Origin of the sequence: Mesorhizobium sp. WSM4306 (genome assembly GCF_007003975.1) — a bacterium.
Classification (GTDB): Bacteria; Pseudomonadota; Alphaproteobacteria; order Rhizobiales; family Rhizobiaceae; genus Mesorhizobium.
This window is the reverse complement of sequence record NZ_VFTC01000023.1, coordinates 70,032-88,349: the sequence shown is the minus strand read 5'-3', so window position 1 is coordinate 88,349 and position 18,318 is coordinate 70,032. Positions and strand designations below refer to the sequence as shown.

General features: G+C 64.0%; 15 protein-coding genes. 8 read left to right on the top strand and 7 right to left on the bottom strand.

All coding sequences use genetic code 11. The features are described from left to right. Positions 1–185: 185 nt before the first annotated feature. Genes kdpB through FJV77_RS23710 form a run of 4 tightly spaced genes read left to right on the top strand, consistent with a single transcriptional unit; the run spans position 186 to position 6,336 of the window. Entirely contained in the window at positions 186–2,279 is a 2,094-nt protein-coding gene (gene kdpB / locus FJV77_RS23725) for a potassium-transporting ATPase subunit KdpB (RefSeq protein WP_142869029.1), read from the top strand. A gap of 12 nt (positions 2,280–2,291) precedes the next feature. Further along, the gene (gene kdpC / locus FJV77_RS23720) at positions 2,292–2,858 is read left to right on the top strand and encodes a potassium-transporting ATPase subunit KdpC (RefSeq protein WP_142869028.1); all 567 of its coding nucleotides are present in this window, start codon (positions 2,292–2,294) and stop codon (positions 2,856–2,858) included. A 53-nt stretch (positions 2,859–2,911) separates the two neighbouring features. After that, positions 2,912–5,647: a sensor histidine kinase KdpD gene (locus FJV77_RS23715; protein ID WP_142869027.1), complete on the top strand. Its 2,736-nt coding sequence runs from the start codon at positions 2,912–2,914 to the stop codon at positions 5,645–5,647. Continuing rightward, on the top strand, positions 5,644–6,336 hold the full coding sequence (locus FJV77_RS23710; RefSeq protein WP_142869026.1) for a response regulator transcription factor: 693 nt from the start codon (positions 5,644–5,646) through the stop codon (positions 6,334–6,336). Before FJV77_RS23715 ends, FJV77_RS23710 begins: the two co-directional genes overlap by 4 nt. Before the next feature lie 15 nt (positions 6,337–6,351). Here FJV77_RS23710 and FJV77_RS23705 read toward each other — a convergent pair whose 3' ends face one another. Then, positions 6,352–6,930, bottom strand: a complete 579-nt coding sequence (locus FJV77_RS23705; protein ID WP_142869025.1) for an invasion associated locus B family protein — start codon at positions 6,928–6,930, stop codon at positions 6,352–6,354. 195 nt (positions 6,931–7,125) lie between these two features. Between FJV77_RS23705 and FJV77_RS23700 the strand changes: the two genes are divergently transcribed. Both FJV77_RS23700 and FJV77_RS23695 read left to right on the top strand, forming a co-directional pair. Continuing rightward, positions 7,126–7,428: a hypothetical protein gene (locus FJV77_RS23700; RefSeq protein ID WP_246691367.1), complete on the top strand. Its 303-nt coding sequence runs from the start codon at positions 7,126–7,128 to the stop codon at positions 7,426–7,428. A gap of 122 nt (positions 7,429–7,550) precedes the next feature. After that, complete coding sequence (locus tag FJV77_RS23695; RefSeq protein WP_142869024.1) at positions 7,551–8,027, top strand: NUDIX hydrolase; 477 nt, start codon at positions 7,551–7,553, stop codon at positions 8,025–8,027. 3 nt (positions 8,028–8,030) lie between these two features. Here FJV77_RS23695 and FJV77_RS23690 read toward each other — a convergent pair whose 3' ends face one another. The 5 genes from FJV77_RS23690 to FJV77_RS23670 all read right to left on the bottom strand — a co-directional run bounded on the left by FJV77_RS23690 (position 8,031) and on the right by FJV77_RS23670 (position 13,242). Next, positions 8,031–8,882 (bottom strand): citryl-CoA lyase, encoded by an 852-nt coding sequence (locus FJV77_RS23690; RefSeq protein ID WP_142869023.1) that lies wholly within the window; start codon positions 8,880–8,882, stop codon positions 8,031–8,033. Further along, positions 8,879–10,057, bottom strand: coding sequence for a CoA transferase (locus FJV77_RS23685; protein WP_142869022.1), 1,179 nt, complete (start codon positions 10,055–10,057; stop codon positions 8,879–8,881). The genes FJV77_RS23690 and FJV77_RS23685 overlap by 4 nt, the downstream gene beginning before the upstream one ends. A 15-nt stretch (positions 10,058–10,072) precedes the next feature. Next, positions 10,073–11,596 carry a tripartite tricarboxylate transporter permease gene (locus FJV77_RS23680; protein ID WP_142869021.1) on the bottom strand — a complete coding sequence of 508 codons (1,524 nt, stop codon included), beginning with the start codon at positions 11,594–11,596 and terminating at the stop codon, positions 10,073–10,075. Positions 11,597–11,600: 4 nt separating this feature from the next. Continuing rightward, positions 11,601–12,137, bottom strand: coding sequence for a tripartite tricarboxylate transporter TctB family protein (locus tag FJV77_RS23675; RefSeq protein ID WP_142869020.1), 537 nt, complete (start codon positions 12,135–12,137; stop codon positions 11,601–11,603). Positions 12,138–12,264: 127 nt separating this feature from the next. Then, positions 12,265–13,242, bottom strand: a complete 978-nt coding sequence (locus tag FJV77_RS23670) for a tripartite tricarboxylate transporter substrate-binding protein (RefSeq protein WP_142869019.1) — start codon at positions 13,240–13,242, stop codon at positions 12,265–12,267. Between the two features lie 304 nt (positions 13,243–13,546). Between FJV77_RS23670 and FJV77_RS23665 the strand changes: the two genes are divergently transcribed. Then, on the top strand, positions 13,547–14,299 hold the full coding sequence (locus tag FJV77_RS23665; RefSeq protein WP_142869018.1) for an IclR family transcriptional regulator: 753 nt from the start codon (positions 13,547–13,549) through the stop codon (positions 14,297–14,299). Positions 14,300–14,631: 332 nt separating this feature from the next. After that, positions 14,632–17,118, top strand: coding sequence for an EAL domain-containing protein (locus tag FJV77_RS23660; RefSeq protein WP_142869017.1), 2,487 nt, complete (start codon positions 14,632–14,634; stop codon positions 17,116–17,118). Positions 17,119–17,143: 25 nt separating this feature from the next. Here FJV77_RS23660 and FJV77_RS23655 read toward each other — a convergent pair whose 3' ends face one another. After that, entirely contained in the window at positions 17,144–18,244 is a 1,101-nt protein-coding gene (locus FJV77_RS23655; protein ID WP_246691366.1) for an OmpA family protein, read from the bottom strand. Between the last annotated feature and the right edge of the window lie 74 nt (positions 18,245–18,318).

Here is an 18,318-nt window from a genome sequence, read left to right as displayed (position 1 = left end):
AAGCGCCGGCCGCGAGCCGGCACCGACGGGGAGGAAACTCCCCCTCCCTTCCCCAGCGTGTCCACCTTCCTCGGCCTCGCGGCAGTCATGATCGTAATCTGGCTGCTGGCCTACGGGCCGCCGCACCTTTTCTCGGCATCCGATCGTTCGGTGCCAGCCAACAGTTCAGATACTGGAGCCACCAAATGAGCCAGTCCAAATCCGCTGTCATCATGGATGCCAGCATCCTGTGGCCCGCCATCGGCGGCGCCTTCAGGAAGTTGGACCCGCGCACCCTGATCAAGAACCCGGTGATGTTCGTCGTCGCCATCGTTTCACTGCTGACCACTGTCCTCTTCGTCAGGGATCGCTTCACTGGTGGCGGCGATTTCGGGTTCACCCTGCAGATCATCATCTGGCTGTGGTTCACCGTACTGTTCGCCAACTTCGCCGAAGCCGTTGCCGAAGGCCGCGGCAAGGCGCAGGCCGACTCGCTGCGCAAGGCACGTACCGAGACCCAGGCCAAGCTGCTTGCCGGCGAGGACCGCTCCAAATTCAGGCTGGTGCCCGGCACCAGCCTGAAGGTCGGCGACATCGTGCTGGTCGAAGCCGGCGACATCATCCCGTCCGACGGCGAAGTGATCGAAGGCGTGGCCTCGGTCAATGAGGCGGCAATCACCGGCGAGTCCGCACCCGTCATCCGCGAATCCGGCGGCGACCGTTCTGCCGTCACCGGTGGCACGCAGGTTCTGTCCGACTGGATCCGCGTGCGCATATCGGCCGCTTCTGGCCACACCTTCCTCGACCGCATGATCTCGCTGGTCGAAGGTGCCGCTCGCCAGAAGACGCCGAACGAGATCGCACTCAACATCCTGCTCGTCGGCATGACGGTGATCTTCGTGCTGGCCACCGCGACGATCCCGAGCTTTGCCTCCTATTCCGGCGGCTACATCCCGGTGACTGTGCTGGTCGCGCTGTTCGTCACATTGATCCCGACCACCATCGGCGCCCTGCTGTCGGCCATCGGCATTGCCGGCATGGATCGCCTGGTGCGTTTCAACGTGCTGGCCATGTCGGGTCGTGCCGTGGAAGCCGCCGGCGACGTCGACACGCTGCTGCTCGACAAGACCGGCACCATCACGCTCGGCAACCGCCAGGCTACCGAGTTCCGCCCGGTCAAGGGTGTCACCGAGCAGGAACTGGCCGATGCGGCGCAGCTGGCTTCGCTTGCCGATGAGACGCCTGAGGGACGCTCGATCGTCGTGCTGGCCAAGGAAAAATACGCCATCCGCGCCCGCGACATGGCGACCTTGCATGCGACCTTCGTTCCCTTCACCGCGCAGACCCGCATGAGCGGCGTCGACATCGATGGCTCGTCGGTGCGCAAGGGCGCCGTCGATTCGGTCCTCGCCTATGTCAACCAGTCGACATCGGCCACCCATGGCGCGCGCCCCGGCAGCGACACCGTCAAGGATCTCCAGACTATCGCCGACGAGATCGCCAAGTCGGGCGGCACGCCGCTGGCGGTCGAGCGCGATGGCCGCCTGCTCGGCGTCGTCCACCTCAAGGACATCGTCAAGGGCGGCATTCGCGAGCGTTTTGCCGAACTGCGCAAGATGGGCATCCGCACCGTGATGATCACCGGCGACAATCCGATGACGGCGGCGGCGATCGCGGCCGAAGCCGGCGTCGACGACTTCCTTGCCCAGGCAACGCCGGAGGACAAGCTGAAGCTGATCCGCGACGAACAGGCCAAGGGCAAGCTGGTCGCCATGTGTGGTGACGGCACCAATGATGCGCCCGCCCTTGCCCAGGCCGATGTCGGTGTCGCCATGAACACCGGCACGGTCGCCGCCCGCGAGGCCGGCAACATGGTCGACCTCGACTCTGACCCGACCAAGCTGATCGAGATCGTCGAGATCGGCAAGGCGCTGTTGATGACGCGCGGCTCGCTGACGACCTTCTCGATCGCCAACGACGTCGCCAAATACTTCGCCATCATCCCGGCGATGTTCGCCGTCTTCTACGTCGCGCCGGGGCAGAGCACCGGACCGCTGCAGGCGCTCAACATCATGCACCTGGCGACACCGCAAAGCGCCATCCTGTCGGCCATCATCTTCAACGCGCTGATCATCATCGCGCTGATCCCGCTGTCGCTGAAAGGCGTCAAATACCGGGCCATCGGCGCCGGCGCCCTGCTCAGCCGCAACCTGCTGGTCTACGGCCTCGGCGGCATCATCGTTCCCTTCGTCGGCATCAAGGCGATCGACATGATCGTCACCGGCCTCGGCCTCGCTTAAGGAAACACGTCCATGCTTAAACAGTTAAGACCCGCGATCATCATGATCGTCTTCTTCACCATCCTGACCGGCCTGGTCTATCCGCTGGGGATGACCGGCATCGCCCAGGCGCTGTTTCCACACCAGGCCAATGGCAGCCTGATCGAGAAGGACGGCAAGGTCGTCGGCTCCGAACTGATCGGCCAGGGCTTTGCCGGCGAAAAATATTTCCATGGCCGCCCTTCGGCTGCCGGCGACGGCTACAACGCCACCGCCTCCAGCGGCTCCAATCTCGGCCCGACCAACCCCAAGCTGATCGCCCGCATCAAGGGCGACGCCGACAAGCTGAAGGCGGAGAATCCGAACCGGCCGGTGCCGATGGACCTGGTCACCACCTCAGGCAGCGGCCTCGACCCCGACATCAGCCCTGAGGCCGCCTATTTCCAGGTGGCCAGGGTGGCCAGGGCCAGGGGCTTCGACGAAGCCAAGGTCAAGGCGCTTGTCGACAGCCATGTCGAAGGCCGCGAGCTTGGCTTCCTCGGCGAGCCGGTCGTCAATGTTCTGGCGCTCAACCTGGCGCTGGACGATACCAAGCAATGAGAGAGTGGGCCGGGGATCGACACGATCCCCGGCGCCGTTCATGATCGAGCCAGATGCCGGACGACAGAAGCAACGACAACAGACCCTCTCCGGACGCGCTGCTCGAGCATGCGGAACGGGAAGAGCGCGGCCGTCTGCGGATATTTCTCGGTGCTGCCCCCGGCGTCGGCAAGACCTACGAGATGCTGATGGCCGGCCGCGCCAGGCTGGCGGACGGCGTCGACGTGGTGATCGGCATCGTCGAAACCCACGGCCGCCAGGAAACCCTGGCGCTGGTCGAAGGCTACGAGGTCATTCCGCGCCAGAAGGTCAGCTACAAGGACCGCGTGCTGGACGAGATGGACATCGACGCTATCCTCGCGCGCCGTCCGGCGCTGGTGCTTGTCGACGAGCTTGCCCACACCAATGCGCCAGGCAGCCGCCACCCCAAGCGCTATCTCGACGTCCAGGAACTCCTGGCGCGCGGCATCGACGTCTACACCACGCTCAACATCCAGCATGTCGAGAGCCTGAACGACGTCGTAGCGCAGATCACTCGCGTACGAGTGCGCGAGACGGTTCCCGACTCCATCATCGACCAGGCTGACGACATCGAGATCATCGATCTCACCCCCGACGACCTGATCAAGCGGTTGAAGGAAGGCAAGGTCTATTTCCCCAACACCGCCCAACGCGCGGTCGAAAACTATTTCTCGCCCGGCAATCTGACGGCGCTTCGCGAACTGGCGCTGCGCCGCACCGCCCAGCGCGTCGACGAGCAGTTGCTCAACCACATGCAGTCGCATGCCATCCAGGGTCCGTGGGCCGCCGGCGAAAGGGTGCTTGTCTGCGTCGACGCGCGTCCGGGCGGCGCGGCCCGCATCCGCTATGCGCGCCGGTTGGCCGACCGGCTTCGCGCGCCCTGGACGGCGCTGCATGTCGACACGCCCCGTTCGGCCACCATGTCCGAGGAGGACAAGGACCGGCTGGCGACGCTGCTGCGCCTGGCCGAGCAGCTCGGCGCCGAGGTGACGACCATTCCAGGCCAGAACGTCGCCCAGGACATCGTGCGCCACGCGACGGCCAACAACTTCACCCATATCGTCGTCGGCAGGCCAACCCGGTCGCGCTGGCGCGAGCTGATCGAAGGCTCGCTCACCTACGATCTCATCCGCAATGCCGGCGACATCAGCGTCCATGTCATTTCGGGAACCGAGCGCGGCAACGAGGCGGCCTCGCGGAACGTCAAGGCGGCGGACGAACAATGGCAGTTCGATGTCTGGCCCTATCTCAAGGCGACGGCCTTCGTTGCCGGCTCGCTCGGTTTCGCCGCCCTGCTCGACCAGTTTCTCGACGTCCGTAATCTTGCGATCATCTTTCTCATCGGCGTGCTGACATCGGCGGTGGCCGGTGGTCTGTGGCCGGCTCTATACGCCTGTGTGGCCAGCGCCCTTGCCTTCAACTTTTTTTTCCTCGAGCCGCGTTACACGCTCACCATCCGGGATCCGGAAAGCATCGTGGCGCTCGCCGTCTTCCTCGTCGTTGCCGTCATCGCCAGCAATCTGACGGCGCGCGTGCAGCGCCAGGCGGTTGCCGCCCGTTCACGCGCTCGGGCGACGGAGGATATCTACCTATTCTCCAAGAAGCTCGCCGGCGCCGGCACGCTTGACGACGTGCTGTGGGCCACGGCCTTCCAGATCGCCTCGATGCTGAAGCTGCGCGTCGTGCTGCTTTTGCCAGAAGATGGCACGATCACCGTCAAGGCCGGCTATCCACCCGACGACACACTGGCCGAGGCCGACATCGCCGCCGCCCGCTGGGCCTGGGAGCACAACCGTGCCGCCGGCCGTGGCGCCGACACGCTGCCCGGCGCCAAGCGCCTCTATCTGCCCTTGCGGACGGGGCGCACGGCCATTGGCGTCGTCGGCCTCGACAACGACAAGCAAGGGCCGCTGCTGACGCCTGAGCAGCAGCGCCTGCTCGACGCGCTGGCCGACCAGGCGGCGGTCGCCATCGAGCGCATTCAGTTGGTCGCCGATGTCGACCGCGCCAATCTGGCGGCCGAGGCCGACCGGCTGCGCTCGGCGCTGCTGACCTCAATCTCCCATGATCTGAAGACGCCGCTTGCGGCCATCATGGGCGCGGCCGGCACGCTGCGGGAATACGCACCCTCATTGCCCGAGAGCGATCGAGCCGAGCTGCTGACCACCGTGCTCGACGAATCGGAGCGGCTGAACCGCTTCATCGCCAACCTGCTCGACATGACCAAGATCGAGTCCGGCGCCATGGAGCCGAATTTCGCTCTTCACTATGTCGGCGATGTCGTCGGCTCGGCCTTGCAGCGGGCGCGCAAGATCACTGCCGGGCACAAGACCGAGATCGATATTCCACCCGATGTGCCGATGCTGAAGCTCGACCCCGTCCTGTTCGAGCAGGCGCTGTTCAACCTCCTCGACAATGCCGCAAAATACGCGCCGCCGGGGTCAACCATCCGCGTGCAGGGCTGGGTCGACAATGGCTCCGTCGTGCTGCAGGTCATGGATGAAGGACCAGGCATTCCACCCGCCGACCTGGAGCGCATTTTCGACAGCTTCTACCGGGTGCGCAAGCGCGATCAGGTCCAGGCCGGCACCGGGCTCGGCCTGTCGATCTGCCGCGGCTTCATCGAGGCGATGGGCGGCACGATCACGGCGGCAAATCGCAGTGACCGCCCCGGTGCCGTCTTCACCATCCGCATGCCGCGACCGTCACAATCGCCCGGCATCGACGAACAAAGCGCGGACGGGCAAGCATCCGGTGATCTGGCATGACAAATTCCAACGTCAGCATATTGGTGGTCGATGACGAGCCGCCGATCCGCAAACTGCTGCGCGTCGGCCTCGGCAGCCAGGGCTATGCGGTCAGTGAGGCGCCCAACGCCAGGGCCGCGATCGAGATCGTCGATACGCAAAAGCCGGATCTGATCCTGCTCGATCTCGGCCTGCCCGGCATGGGCGGCCTCGATCTCTTGCGCAAATGGCGCGACGACGGGTTCGACGTCCCCGTGGTCATCCTGTCCAGCCGCACCGACGAGGCCGGCATCGTCGCCGCACTGGAACTGGGCGCCGACGACTATGTCACCAAGCCGTTCGGCATGAACGAGCTTGTCGCCCGCATCCGCGTGGCGCTGCGCCACAAATTCCAGCAACAGGGCGAGAAGCCGGTCTTCCACACCGGCGATCTCAGCGTCGACCTTGTCAAGCGCATCGTCAAGGTCGAGGGCAAGGAGGTAAAACTCTCGCCAAAGGAGTACGACATATTGCGTATTCTGGTGCAGCACGCCGGCAAGGTTCTCACCCACCATTTCCTTTTGAAGCAGGTGTGGGGCGATTCGACCGACGTGCAGTATCTCCGGGTCTATGTCCGCCAGCTCCGGCAGAAGATCGAAAAATCGCCCGACCAGCCGCGCTACATCACCACCGAGACCGGCGTGGGGTATCGGCTGCGCGAGGTTGAATGACCGGGCGCTCGCCGCTCAGTCCGCGGACAATTCCGCTGTCCGCGCAAGCGCGCCGCCGAAGCCATTCAGCGGAATGGTGAAGCTCACCGCTTGCCCGGTGTCGGCGGCGAAGGCGCCGATCTTCAGCGTGGTGGCTGCCTTGAGCAGCGGCGTGACGCTGGCCTCGAACGCCACCGGCACCAGACATCCGACGGCCTGGCAGGTGTTGAACGGCAGGCTGCCATCCAGCTTCTGCTCGTCGATGGTCAGGCTGACGCCTTTGGCCAGCGCCAGGCCGAACGGCAGCCCCAGTGTTCCGGCCGCATCCTCGCCGCTATTGCTCGACAGCTCTATTGCCAGCAGGCGCTGGTTGGTTTGCTTGTTGAACTGCTGATGCGACAGGCTGCAGGCCTTATTGGTCCCCGTTATCTGGCAATTGACCGTCCAGTCGCCATGGGTTTCGGACAGCGCCGACGCGCCGCCAGGCAGTGTCGGGCCTGCGGCAGCGGCGGCAGGTGCTGCCCTGTCGGTCTTGGTCTGCGCGGCGACCGCCGCCGGGCCAAGAATGCAGACGCTGCCCAGTAGCGCTGCGAAATATGCTTGCCTGCTTTTCATCAATATCTCCCGATTGTGCCTCGAGCCAGCCGCCATTGAGCCCAAGGACCGCGCCCGATAGAGCGTTCATTCGCTCTTTTCTGTCAAGCGCGGGCAGGTCGCATCCGCCACCGGCTCCGCCGATTTCGCAACCATGGCAGATCGGGACGAACGCCCTATATAGAGGCGAGGTTATGTCTGTGCGGGAATGAACCAATGTCGACGCTTCGTCTATCGACAATTCTGATGTCGGCGATGCTGGCGGCGGCGACGTTGCCGGACATGGTGCAATCTGCCTCGGCGCAGGCCGTCAATCCCGGCACAAACCGGCTGGTCCAGCAGAACGAGCTGCAGCAGTTGCGCAACAGCCTGCAGCGGCAGCAGTTCCAGCAACAGCAGCAGCAATATCGCGAGCAGGACCGCCGGATCGTGCCGCAGCCGCGCCCTGAAGTGCCGGTCGTCAGGCAAGCTTGCCCGATTCAGATCGTCGGCAACCAGATAGTGCGTGTTTGCCGTTGATATCGGTCGCTTGCGATTTACTTAGTCGACTTATCTAATAAGAATGCTTCATTGCCTCGCGGGCATTTTTGGGGTTTGCAGGCGGCGTGCGGCGGTGCGCCCGTCGACCGGGTTATCAGCATATGGCGACGACGAAGAAAAAGGCGGTGCGCAAGGCAAGGCGAGGTGAACGGATTCGCCAGGTCGCCGCCATACCCTTTCGCCTGGACGTTGACGGCAATTTCGAAGTGATGCTGGTGACGTCGCGCACGACGAAGCGCTTCATCGTGCCCAAGGGCTGGCCGATGAAAGGCAAGGGCGGGCGCAAGGCCGCCACCATCGAAGCCCGCGAAGAGGCGGGTGTGCTCGGCAAGATCCGCAAGGCGCCGGCCGGCGGCTATTCCTACTGGAAACGATTGGAAAACAGTTTCGTCCGCGTCGACGTCGTCGTCTACCTGCTCGAAGTGTCCGAGGAACTGGCCAACTGGCAGGAGGCCAAAAGCCGCCAGCGCGCTTGGCTCAAGCCGCAAGACGCGGCCTTGCTCATCGATGAGCCCGATCTTTCGACATTGATGGCAAACCTGGCGACCACGCAGCCAGCGGTGTCAGACCCGACCTGAGCCTCACTTGCCCTCGTCGCCTTCAGCGGGAAACGGCCGCACGGGCGTGCCTGTATAGGCCCACAGCCATTCGCGCGGCAGCGGCCCCTTGTTGCGGTCGCTCTGCTGCGACTGCTCCCAGGCATGCGCCAGGATGCCGACCGAGCGCGACAACACGAACAGGCCGCGCGTCAGCGGCGGCGGAAAGCCGAGTTCGCCATAGATGACGGCGGTGGCGCCGTCGATGTTGAGCGGTATCTTCTTGCGCTTGCGCCGCGCCACCTCCGCCTCGACCGCCTCGGCGATGTCTGCGAAGCGTCCGCTGACGACGCCGCGCGCGGCAAAATCGCGGGTCACCTCGATCAGCCGCGGCGCGCGCGGATCGATCGGATGGAAGCGGTGGCCAAACCCCGGCACATAGCCCTTCTCCTCGGCGAAGAAGCGATCGAGCCGGGCCGATACGGCTTCGCTGAGCGCAGCACCCTGGTCTAGCGCCACGGCAATGTCGGCGTAGAAGGACAGCGCCTGTTCGCCGGCGCCGCCATGCACGTCGCCCAGCACGTTGACGGCCGAGGCCATGGCGCTGTTGATGGCGACGCCACAGGTGATGGCCATGCGGGCAATGGCGATCGACGGCGCCTGCGGCCCGTGGTCGACGGCCGCCCCCAGCGCAACGCCGAGCAGCGCCGCCTGGTCCTCGCTTGGCAATTCGCCTCGCAGCATCAGCCAGATGACAGCCGGAAAGCTGACGCGGCCGATCAAATCCTGGATTTCATAGCCGCGTAGCCGGATGATGCCCGGGCTCATCTCGATGATGCCGGTCTGCCACCATTCCTCACCGCGCTCGCGGCCGGTTTTTTTCTCAAGCTCGCTCACGCGCTTCTCCTGGTGCGCGGCGGCAGGGCTGAAAAAACCTCGTCCATGTGTTCGCCGAGCACAGGCGGCGGCAGGACCGGCAAAGGTGCCTGGCCATCGACCATGAAACCGCCGCGCACGACGGTCAGCGGCTGCTCCATGCCGGGCAGGCCCTGGAAGCGGGTGGTCATGTCGCGCTCGGTCACCTGCCGTTCGCCAAGCACCTGCGGGATGGTCAGGATCCGGCCTGCCGGTACGCCGGCGCGGTTGAGCTTTTCTTCCCAGGCGGCGGCCGAGGCGCTGGCCAGAGCCGCCTCGATCAGCGCCTTCAGCGCCGCGCGGTTCTGCTTGCGGGTCTCGCGTTCGGCAAAGCGAGGGTCCGATGCCAGCTCCGGCTGGCCGATCAGCCGGCAGAGCGTGACGAACTGTTCCTGCTTGTTGGCGGCGATGTTGAGCAAGCCGTCACCGGTGCGGAACGCACCGGAGGGCGCCGCCGTCATGTTCTCATTGCCCATTGGCTTCGGCTCGACGCCGGCGGTCAGGTAGTTGGACACCGGCCAGCCCAACGCCGACAGCGTGCATTCGAGCATCGAGACATCCAGAAACGCGCCCTCGCCTGATGTCTTCTGCTTCACAAGTGCTGCGGCAATGGCAAACGCCCCGACCAGCCCGCCCAGCGTGTCGGCAACGGGATAGCCGACCCGCAAGGGTGCGGTGTCCGGCGTGCCGGTGATGCTCATAATGCCGGAAAGCCCCTGGATGATCTGGTCATAGGCTGGATTGTCGCGCATCGGCCCGGTCTGGCCGAACCCCGAAATGGCGCAATAGACGAGACCAGGGCGAACCTCTTTCAGCTTCTCATAGCCGAGCCCCAGGCGCTCCATCACGCCGGGGCGAAAATTCTCGACCAGCGCGTCGGCCGAGGCGACCAGATCGAGGAAGCGTTCGCGGTCGGCTTCTTTCTTCAGATCGAGCACCACCGATCGTTTGCCGGCGTTCTGCGCCAGGAACGACGCGCCCATGCCGGCTTTGTTGAGCGCTGGCGAGGCGCCGAGTTGGCGCGCCAGATCGCCGCCTTGCGGCGCCTCTACCTTGATGACATCGGCGCCAAGCAACGCCAGCTGGTAGGCGCAGTAAGGCCCGGCCAGCACATTGGTCAGGTCGAGAACGCGGATGCCGGCAAGCAGATCGGTCATGACGCTCCAGATCGCTCAGGCATCGCCCGGCACATGCTCCGGTCCACGCCGGCGCCTATGCTCGATGAAGGCCCAGATATGCGGACCGGCCAGCCCGATGAAGGCGAGGATCAGCAGCACCAGCGACAGCTTGTGGGTGTAGAACACCGACCAGTCACCATTCGAGATCGTCATCGCCCGGCGGAACTGGGTTTCGGCGAGCGGTCCCAGGATCATGCCGATGATCACCGGCGCGGTCGGGAAATCGAAGCGCCGCATCAGGAAGCCGGCAGCCCCCAGAAGGTAGAGGATGACGAGGTCGATCGGCGATTGCGAGATGCCATATGTGCCGACGGTGGCAAACACCAGGATGCCGGCGTAGAGCTGCGGCGCCGGAATTTTCAACAGCCGCACCCACAGCCCGATCAGCGGCAGGTTGAGGATGACCAGGATGACGTTGGCGATGAACAGGCTGGCGATCAGGCCCCAGACCAGATCGGCCTGCGTCGTCAGCAGCAACGGTCCAGGATTGATGCCATAACTCTGGAAGGCCGACAGCATGATCGCGGCTGTCGCCGAAGTCGGCAGGCCGAGCGTCAGCATCGGCACCAGCACGCCGGCGGCCGACGCGTTGTTGGCGGCCTCCGGACCGGCAACGCCCTCAATGGCGCCGACCGTGCCGAACTCCCTCTTGTGCTTGGACAGCTTCTTTTCGATGGCATAGGACAGGAAGGTCGGGATTTCGGCGCCGCCGGCCGGCATGGCGCCGATCGGGAAGCCGATGAAGGCGCCGCGCAGCCATGGTTTCCACGACCTCCGCCATTCGGCCGCCGTCATGTAAAGTGAGCCCTTAAGCGGCACGATCTCGTCCTTGCCCGCATAGCGGCGCGAGGCCATATAGAGCGTCTCGCCGACCGCAAACAGGCCGACCGCGGCAATGATGACATCGACGCCATCGAGCAGGTCGTTCATGCCGAAGGTGAAGCGCGGCTGGCCGGTCTGCAGGTCGACGCCGATCATGCCGATGACAAAGCCGATGAACAGGCTGGTGAGGCCGCGCACCGACGACGAGCCAAGCACCGCTGACACCGTGATGAAGGCGAGCACCATCAGCGAGAAATATTCGGCCGGCCCGAAAGCCAGCGCGAACTTCACCACCACCGGCGCCAGGAAGGCGACGCCCAGCGTGCCGATGGTACCGGCGACGAAGGAGCCGATCGCCGATGTCGCCAGTGCCGCGCCACCGCGTCCGGAGCGGGCCATCCTGTTGCCTTCCAGCGCGGTGACGATGGTGGCGCTTTCGCCGGGCGTATTGAGCAGGATCGACGTCGTCGAGCCGCCATACATGGCGCCGTAGTAGATGCCGGCGAACAGGATGAAGGACGCCTCAGGCGCCACCTGGTAGGTAATCGGCAACAAAAGCGCGATGGTCAGTGCCGGCCCGAGGCCTGGCAGCACGCCGATGGCGGTGCCGAGCGTGGTGCCGACCAGGCACCACAACAGGTTCATCGGCGAGAAAGCGACGGAAAATCCGTGACCGAGATGGCTGAGTGTCTCCATGGCGTCAGCCCCCCAACGTGGTGATGATCGCGTCGATCACCGTGTTCAGCTGGTTTTCGATGAAGCCGGCGCCGATGTTGACGCCGAGCGCCCTGGCAAAGCCGAAATAGGCTACCAGCGCCAGGATCAGGCCAGTCAGCGCATCGCGCAGCGTGTGCCTGCTGCCGAAGCCGTAGCAGACGAGCACGAACATGATGACGGAGGCGGCGGTGAAGCCGAGCGGCTGGATCAGCACCAGATTTGCGACCAGGCCGGCAACGACGATGCCCATCGCCTTCCAGTCGGTCGGCGTTTCCTTTTCCTCCTGCGGCTGCCAGCCGCCGCGCACCGCGGCGAGGATGAGCAGCAGCGAAAGCACGATCATGCCGGTCATGGTGATGTAGGGAAAGACGGTCGGCCCGACCTTGGAATAGAGCGGCGACACCGGGATCGCCAGGGTCTGCCACGCCACGGCCGCGGCACAGGCGAGAAGCCCGACGCCGATCAATAATTCGGGCATGGCAAGGCGCGGGGGCGCCGGCTGCTGGTCGCTGCTGCTCATCAATGTCCTCCCAATATGGCCGGCATCCTCCCGCCGGCCGCATCCGCAGTTTCACTCCCACCGCATGATATGTCCATGCCGCAGGCGAAAGTCGGAAGGGGGCGGCCTTGGCCGCCCCCTTGAAGGTTTAGGCGAGGCCTAGATCCTTGAGGATCGCGGTGATGCGGGCGGTGTCGTCGGCGAGGAATTTTGCATAGTCGTCGCCGGTCAACAGGATGGGCGTCCAGTTGCGGTTCTTGCACTCGGTTGCCCAGGCGTCGCTCTTGGCCATGGTTTCGATCATCGTGACCATCGCCGCCTTGTCGGCATCGGACACGCCGGGCGGTGCGAAGACGCCGCGCCAGTTGAACAATTCGACATCGATGCCGGCTTCCTTCATCGTCGGTGCGTCGATGCCGTCCTGGCGCTTGTCGGCGGAGATCGCCAACAGCCGAAGCGCGCCCGCCTTGATCTGCTCGGAGAACTCGCCGAAGCCGGAAATGCCTGCAGCAACCTGGTTGCCGAGCAGCGCCGAAAGCGCCTCGCCGCCACCGGCGAACGGCACGTAGGAGAGGTTGGTTGCCGGAACGCCGACCGTCTTGGCGATCAGGCCGAACAAGATGTGGTCGGAACCGCCGGCCGAGCCGCCGGCGACCGGAACCTTGGTCGGATCGGCCTTGAGCGCGGCAACGAAATCGCCGGCCGTCTTGAACGGCGAATCCGCCGGCACCACCAGCGCCTCGAACTCGCCGGTGAGGCGGGCGATCGGCGTGACTTCGGAGAGGTTGTTGGCGGATTTGTTGGCGATGATCGCGCCCACCATGACCATGCCGGCAACCATCAGCGAATTGCCCTTGCCCTTCCACTGGCTGATGAACTGCGGCAGGCCGACCGTACCGCCGGCGCCGCCGACATTGGTGATCTGCGAGCCGGAGATCAGTTTTTCACTGCGCAGCACCTGGTCGATGGTGCGCCCTGTCTGGTCCCAGCCGCCACCGGGCGCCGCCGGCACAAAAATCTGGATCTGCGGTGCATCCTGGGCGAAGGCGGGTGTCAAATGCGTTGCGACGAAACCGGCAGCGCCTGCGGCCGCGGTGCTCATCAAAAATCTGCGTCTGTTCAGCATGGGATTCCTCCAAATCACGACACCTCCTCCGGTGCCTGCCAGAAACGTAGCCTGAAATAGACCCGCTCGGCAAAAATTCATGCCGATTTCGGCACGTTCTGTCAACAGGAACGACGTTCTACTAGACAGAACGCCGGATGTGCGGCACAATCACGCCGATCGGCCTAGAGCAATTCCAGGAAAAGTGTGATCGGTTTCCCACAGGAATTGCGTAAAAACAAAGAGATAGAGCGGTTCGCAATTTCCCTGGAACGGTGAAACGCTCTAGCCTGAACGAGTAAACCGGAATGAAACCGTCCGTGAGATGACCGAAGCGCGATCCCAGCCGTTACAGGCAGATGGCGTCGCCGCGCTTGACCGCGCGATCGCCATTCTCGACGCTTTCGCGACCGCCGAGCGCTCGCTCAGCCTGGCCGAAATCGCGGCGCGCACCGGGCTCTACAAGAGCACAATATTGAGGCTGGCGAACTCGTTGCTGCGTGGCCAGTTGCTGGAGCGGCTCGACGATGGCCGCTACCGCATCGGGCCGGCCACCTTCCGGCTCGGCGCGCTCTACCAGCGCTCGGTGGTGGCGGTCGACATCCTGTTGCCGATCATGCGCGACCTAGCCGAAAGAAGCTGGGAAAGCGTGGCCTTCTATGTCCGCTCGGGTGACGCCCGCACCTGCCTCTATCGCGTCGAATCCAAGCACCAGATCCGCTACACGATCCGGGAAGGCGACCTATTGCCGTTGCTCGCCGGCTCGGGTGGCCGCGTGCTGGCGGCGTTTTCAGGCCAGCCGGGCGAGCCTTACGAGACCATTCGCCAGGCCTGCCACTATCTGTCGATCGGCGACCGCGACCCGGAGACGGCGGGCGTGTCGGCGCCGGTGTTCGGGCCCGGGCACATTCTGCTTGGGGCATTGACGCTTGCCGGTCCGAGCACGCGTGTCGACGCGGCGTTCCTGCGGCGCATGACGCCGACCCTTCTGGAGGCGGCCGCCCGTGCCACACGTGCCTTCGGCGAGGACGCGTCAGCCCTTGAACGCGCTGGCGTGAAAGCAGGCAACCTCACCTAGCGCAATCAAGCCCCGCAACGCAATCAAGCATGCGGTCATACAGTGTTTCCGCCGCTCTTGCAGACCCCCGACCGAGAATGTATTCTTGTAGTTTACTCGAATACAATGCAGGTTTTGCGAAAGATTGCGCCCCTGACGCCGCGTAAGCGAATTGTACAGAAATCGGGCCAATCCGGAAGCAAGTAGCCGAAGAATTTATTGGCTGTTAATGCCGGTAGGCTAGTCAAACAACCGTCGCCGGATATGGGCGACATGGGGAGAGGGCGTCGGCTGGCCGGCATCTGGTCGGCAGGCAATTCGCGAGGAGCCATGGCTATTCCCATGGAAGCTTGATGAGGCTGTCACCAACAGACACCAGCCCCCGTCTTCTCGGGCTGGTCTGGCCATTCATCCTCGTGGTTCTTGTCCAGGCCCTGGTTGCCAGCGGAAGCCTTTACACGCTCTCGGCGGTACGCGCCTATGTCGGCGGCGAGAGCCACTGGTCCAAGGGACAGAAGCAGGCCATCTATTTTCTCAGTCTCTATGCCGAAACCGGCAAGGAAGAATTCTTCAACGAGTATCGCGAAGCCATCGCCGTTCCGCTCGCCGATCGGTCGGCTCGACTTGCCCTCGAGCAGCCCGAACCCGACATCGGCGCCGCCCGCGCCGGCTTCCTGCAAGGCGGCAACCACCCCGACGATCTGACGGGATTGATCTGGCTGTTCCAGAATTTCCGCGAGGTGAGCTATCTCGACATTGCCATCCAGCATTGGACGGCCGCTGACAGCATGATTCTTGAAATCGATCGGCTCGGCACCACGATCCACCAGGGATTTTTAGAAGGGGCAGTTTCAGCCGCGCAAATCAACACCTGGAAAGCGCAAATCCATCAACTCAACCATCTGATCGGCCCCCTTTCCAAGGCCTTCTCCGACAGCCTCGGCGAGGGATCCCGTTTCATCAAGATGGTGCTGACGCTCGCCAACCTGGTTACAGCCGCCTTGCTCATCCTGCTCGCCGTGTGGCGCACCCGCAAACTGCTGGCGCAGCGCCGGGCTTTCCAATCCGCCCTCAACGCCGAACGCGAGCGCGCCCAGATCACCCTCGCCTCGATCGGCCAGGCTGTCATCAGCACGCAAGCGGACGGACTGGTGGACTACATGAACCCCGTCGCCGAGCGGCTGCTGGCACACTCGCTCCACACAGCCAGGGGCAAGCCGATCGCCTCGCTGTTCCGCTTGCTGGACAAGGACACCGGTGTCGAGGAACTCGGGTTGGCGGAACGCCTGCTGGCTGGCGAGCCACGTCGCCCCAACGTCCGCCCGCAACTGCTGCAGCGCGACGACGGCTCGGTCATTCCCGTGGCGCTGACCGGGGCGCCACTGCTCATTTCCGGCCATGTGGTTGGCGCAGTGCTGGCTTTCCACGACATGACGCGCGAACAGGACTACATCGAGCGGCTCTCCTGGCAGGCTTCCCATGATGCATTGACCGGACTTGCCAACCGCCACGACTTCGAAAGCCGGTTGGAGTCGGAAATCGCCGAATTGCGTCACAAGTCCCGCCAGCACGCTCTGATGTACCTGGATCTCGATCAGTTCAAACTTGTCAACGATACGTGTGGCCATGCGGCCGGCGATCAGTTGCTACGGCAGATTTCCGTGCTCCTCGGCAATGCGCTGCGGCCGGGCGACATGCTGGCGCGGCTGGGTGGCGACGAGTTCGGCGTTCTGCTGTTCGATTGCAGCCCGGATCTCGCTGTTGATATCGCCGAACGCCTGCGTGCCACGGTGCAGGACCTGCATTTCACCTGGGAAGCCAGACCGTTCAACAGCAGCGTCAGCATCGGCATGGTTCAGATCACCAATGCCGAAATCACGCTTGAAGAGACCCTGCGGGCTGCGGACGTCGCCTGTTACATGGCCAAGGAAAAAGGCCGCAACCGCGTTCAGCTGCACAGCGACAGCGATGTCGCCTTGCGCGAACGCTTCGGCGAGATGGCCTGGGTTCAGCGCCTGCATGCCGCGCTGGAAGAAAACCGCTTTGCGCTTCATGCCCAGGAGATCTGGCCGCTGAATGAGGCGGCCGCCGAAACCGGCGCACATATCGAGATCCTGCTGCGGCTGACCGACGAGGACGGTCTCGTCGTCTCGCCCGCCAGCTTCATTCCGGCGGCCGAGCGCTATGGGTTGATGCCGTCGATCGACCGTTGGGTCGTGCGCAACACCTTCGGCGTCCTGGCGGCACGCCTCGCCGATCCAACGGCCTTCCCCATCACCACTTGTGCCATCAATCTTTCCGGCGCCAGCTTCGGCGACGAAACCTTCCTCGGCTTCCTGCGCGAGCAGTTTCTTGCCTATGGCATTCCGCCGAAAATGATTTGTCTGGAGATCACGGAGACCAGCGCCATCGCCGATCTCGCCAATGCCATGCGCTTCATTGCCGATCTGCGCGGCTTGGGTTGCCGCTTCGCCCTCGACGACTTCGGCTCCGGCATGTCGTCCTTCGCCTACCTGAAACACCTTCCCGTCGACTATCTGAAAATCGACGGCAGCTTCGTCAAGGACATGCTGGAGGATCGGATCGACCGTGCCATGGTCGAGATGATCCATCATATCGGCAAGGTGATGGGCAAGCGCACCATTGCCGAATTCGTCGAAAGCGACGGCATCATCGCGGCACTGAAGACCATCGGCGTCGACTATGCGCAAGGCTATGCGATAGCCAGGCCGCAACCTTTCAAGGCCTCCATGACGCTGCTGAATCCAGCGGGGCCGGCAAAGGGGACGGACAAACCTCGTTGGAACGGCCTTGCGCGAAAATTGCGCAAGGCCGGATGACAAGAAAAGCCGTCGCCGGACTTCGTCAGTTCGCCTTGACCAGCACCACGCGGCGGTTCTTGGCGCGGCCGGTTTCGTCGTCATTGCTGGCGACGGGCGCCATCATGCCGGCGCCGGCGGCAGTCAGCCGTCCGCCGTCAATGCCGTATTTCGAGACAAGCGCCGCCTTCACCGACTGCGCCCGCCGCGACGACAGGTCGATATTGTAGTCGAACGCGCCCTGATTGTCGGTGTGGCCGACGACGATCACCGCCATGCCGGGTTCGTTGGTCAAAAGCGTCGAGATCTCCTTCAGCGTCGGCTCCGATTCCGGCTTGATGTCTGACTTGTCGGTGTCGAAGAAGATGCCGTAGAGCGAGATCGAGCCGGTGGTAGAGAGCGAATCCGCCATCTTGGCGGCCTCGACGACCACCATCTTCTTGTCGCGCGCCTTCGGCTCCAGCACCTGGACGACGGCGATGGTGCGGCCGTTGAGTTCCTTGCAGTAGAGGTCGTTGATCAGGGAATAGGCCTGCACGGTGACGTAGGCGTCGCCGCCGTCCTGCGGCACCTTGGCGGCGAAAAAGCGCTGGTCGTTGAGGCCCGCAGTCAACGCACAGGCGCCATTGGAAAAGGCCGCGTCCTTGACGTCGCTTTCATGGAAGAAATACATCATCAGGCTCATGTCGCCGCCGCCGCCGCTCGACGACCGGTCGGCAGCGCCGCCGCACTCTTCCTTCTTGCATTCGAACAGGACTTCGCCGCCGGCGGCCTCGATCACATCCTGGTAGTTGCGCAGCACTTCCAGCGGCGAGCGCTCGGCCGGCAGCACATAGGCGATGCGGGTCAGCGCACCCTCGACCTCGGCCTTGTTGTCCGGCGTATAGATGCGATTGTTCATCGTATCGCGCGCGTCCGCATCGGCACTCGGCTTCAGCGGCGACAGCGGCACGGTGAAATCGGTATAGGCGAATTTTTCGTAGGAGACGATGAACGACCCCTCATAACGCTTGGCCAGATGATTGTCGGCCGCGCCTTCGATGTCGGCGGTCGGCACCGTCGCATCGGCGCAAGCCAGCCGCACGGTCGCAAAGATGAGCAGCCCTGCCCAGAAAAGCTTCAGAAGCATCGTATTGATCGCACGCATTGGCCGGCTCCCCCACGAGCAATTCCAGGAAAAGTGTGAGCGGTTTTCCCACAGGAATTGCGTAGCTAGATCAG

Bases quoted from the DNA above. Each gene is read 5' to 3' on its own strand.
- kdpB (WP_142869029.1), top strand. From the start codon at position 186: ATGAGCCAGTCCAAATCCGCTGTCATCATGGATGCCAGCATCCTGTGG.
- kdpC (WP_142869028.1), top strand. From the start codon at position 2,292: ATGCTTAAACAGTTAAGACCCGCGATCATCATGATCGTCTTCTTCACC.
- FJV77_RS23715 (WP_142869027.1), top strand. From the start codon at position 2,912: ATGCCGGACGACAGAAGCAACGACAACAGACCCTCTCCGGACGCGCTG.
- FJV77_RS23710 (WP_142869026.1), top strand. From the start codon at position 5,644: ATGACAAATTCCAACGTCAGCATATTGGTGGTCGATGACGAGCCGCCG.
- FJV77_RS23705 (WP_142869025.1), bottom strand. From the start codon at position 6,930: ATGAAAAGCAGGCAAGCATATTTCGCAGCGCTACTGGGCAGCGTCTGC.
- FJV77_RS23700 (WP_246691367.1), top strand. From the start codon at position 7,126: ATGTCGACGCTTCGTCTATCGACAATTCTGATGTCGGCGATGCTGGCG.
- FJV77_RS23695 (WP_142869024.1), top strand. From the start codon at position 7,551: ATGGCGACGACGAAGAAAAAGGCGGTGCGCAAGGCAAGGCGAGGTGAA.
- FJV77_RS23685 (WP_142869022.1), bottom strand. From the start codon at position 10,057: ATGACCGATCTGCTTGCCGGCATCCGCGTTCTCGACCTGACCAATGTG.
- FJV77_RS23680 (WP_142869021.1), bottom strand. From the start codon at position 11,596: ATGGAGACACTCAGCCATCTCGGTCACGGATTTTCCGTCGCTTTCTCG.
- FJV77_RS23675 (WP_142869020.1), bottom strand. From the start codon at position 12,137: ATGAGCAGCAGCGACCAGCAGCCGGCGCCCCCGCGCCTTGCCATGCCC.
- FJV77_RS23670 (WP_142869019.1), bottom strand. From the start codon at position 13,242: ATGCTGAACAGACGCAGATTTTTGATGAGCACCGCGGCCGCAGGCGCT.
- FJV77_RS23665 (WP_142869018.1), top strand. From the start codon at position 13,547: ATGACCGAAGCGCGATCCCAGCCGTTACAGGCAGATGGCGTCGCCGCG.
- FJV77_RS23660 (WP_142869017.1), top strand. From the start codon at position 14,632: ATGAGGCTGTCACCAACAGACACCAGCCCCCGTCTTCTCGGGCTGGTC.
- FJV77_RS23655 (WP_246691366.1), bottom strand. From the start codon at position 18,244: ATGCGTGCGATCAATACGATGCTTCTGAAGCTTTTCTGGGCAGGGCTG.